Annotated in this window: 1 protein-coding gene and 2 pseudogenes; all 3 read left to right on the plus strand. The window is 73.4% G+C overall.

Annotated elements, in window-relative coordinates; translation table 11 throughout:
* On the plus strand, positions 1-1095 hold a 1095-nt coding region (ftsY, locus tag FHN55_RS21960; protein WP_139714539.1), incomplete at its 5' end, for a signal recognition particle-docking protein FtsY.
* 317 nt (positions 1096-1412) lie between these two features.
* A pseudogene (locus FHN55_RS24010) lies at positions 1413-1878 on the plus strand (ammonium transporter); the annotation flags it as partial.
* Between the two features lie 2 nt (positions 1879-1880).
* A pseudogene (locus FHN55_RS24015) lies at positions 1881-2152 on the plus strand (ammonia channel protein); the annotation flags it as partial.

Raw genomic sequence — 2152 nt, forward strand, 5'->3', positions numbered from 1 at the left:
CGCCGCCCGGGCCAGGACGCCGGCGACGGCGGCGGGCACCTGCCGGGCGTCGGCGACGACGCGGAGGTCCCGCGCGACAGCGCCACCCGCACCATCGACACCCTCCCGGCGCCCGACCTGCAGCTGCCCGAGGAGGAGGCCGCGCCGGCGCTGGACCGCCCCGAGCCGGCCGCCGGGCGCCTGGTCCGCCTGCGGGAGCGCCTCGCACGCTCCAACACCGCGCTCGGCCGCGGCCTGCTCGCGCTGCTCAGCCGCGACACCATCGACGAGGCCACGTGGGAGGAGGTCGAGGACACCCTGCTCATGGCCGACCTCGGCGTGGGACCGGCCACGGAGCTCGTCGACCGGCTCCGCGTCCGCGTGCGCACCCTGGGCGAGCGCGACCCGCAGCGGGTGCGCACGATGCTGCGCGAGGAGCTCCTCGCCGTGGTCGACCCGAGCATGGACAGGTCGCTCAACACCTCGCGCCCGGCGGACTCGCCCGGGCACCCCGCCGTCGTCATGGTGGTCGGGGTGAACGGCACGGGGAAGACGACGACGGTCGGCAAGCTGGCCCGCGTCCTCGTCGCCGAGGACAAGGACGTCGTGCTGGGGGCGGCGGACACCTTCCGCGCCGCCGCCGCCGACCAGCTGGCCACCTGGGGCGAGCGCGTGGGCGTGCCGACGGTGCGCTCTGACCGCGAGGGCGCCGACCCGGCGTCGGTGGCGTTCGAGGCCGTGAAGACCGGCACCGAGGCCGAGGCCGACGTGGTGCTCGTGGACACCGCCGGCCGCCTGCAGAACAAGGCCGGCCTCATGGACGAGCTGGGCAAGGTCAAGCGCGTCATCGAGCGCAGCACGCCGGTCAGCGAGGTGCTGCTCGTGCTCGACGCCACCACGGGCCAGAACGGCCTCAAGCAGGCCGCGGTCTTCTCGCAGGTGGTGGACGTCACCGGCATCGTCCTGACCAAGCTCGACGGCACCGCCAAGGGCGGCATCGTCGTGGCCGTGCAGCGCGAGCTCGGCGTGCCCGTGAAGCTGGTCGGCCTGGGGGAGGGCCCGGACGACCTCGCCCCGTTCGACCCGGAGGCGTTCGTCGACGCGATCGTCGGCTGACCGGGCGCGGGACGGCGCAGGGCCACCACCAGGGGGTCTCACACGCCCGGAGGACCCGCACGGGGGACCGCGAAACGCAGTGTTCACACGGGCGGGCCCGATGACACGGCTCAGTAACACCAGGGGAACGCGGGGTTGACCCCGCATCGGCACCTTTCTCCCCAGCGCCCCCGCGACCGGGGGTTCGCGGCAGCCGGAGGACGGCGCCGCTCGGAGTCCCCCGGCCCGCTGAGGGCCGCGCTCTCGCAGGAGGTAAGCCGATGGTCGACACCGGCGCGACCGCCTGGGTCCTGACCAGCGCCGCCCTGGTGCTGCTCATGACCCCCGGGCTCGCGCTCTTCTACGGCGGCATGGTCCGCCCGAAGAGCGTGCTGAACATGATGATGATGAGCTTCGGCGCGCTGGCGCTCATCGGGGTGCTGTGGGTCCTGTACGGCTACTCGATCGCCTTCGGGCAGGACGTCGGCGGCGGCCTGCTCGGCAACCCGACCGAGTACCTCGGCCTCAAGGGCCTCATGGAGGACACCACCTCCGAGGAGGGCGGCCTCCCGGCCATGGCCTTCGTCGGCTTCCAGGCCGTGTTCGCCATCATCACGGTGGCCCTCATCTCCGGCGCCATCGCCGACCGCGTGAAGTTCTCCGCCTGGATGCTCTTCGCCGGTGTGTGGGCCACGATCGTCTACTTCCCCGTGGCGCACTGGGTCTTCGACTTCAGCAACGACGAGACCGGCCACGTCGGCGGCTGGATCGCCAACCAGCTCCTCGCCCTCGACTTCGCCGGCGNNCGGTGTCGCGGGCCTGGTCCTGGCGATCATCATCGGCAAGCGCCGCGGCTTCGGCCGCGAGCCGATGCGCCCGCACAACCTGCCGCTGGTGATGCTGGGCGCCGGTCTGCTGTGGTTCGGCTGGTTCGGCTTCAACGCCGGCTCGGCGCTGGCCGCCAACAACACCGCGTCGGTCGTCTGGGTCAACACCCTGGTCGCCACCAGCGCCGCCATCCTCGGCTGGCTCGTCACCGAGCGCTTCCGCGACGGCCACGCCACCTCCCTGGGCGCCG

The organism is Streptomyces sp. NP160 (assembly GCF_006335115.1).
Lineage (GTDB): Bacteria > Actinomycetota > Actinomycetes > Actinomycetales > Quadrisphaeraceae > Quadrisphaera.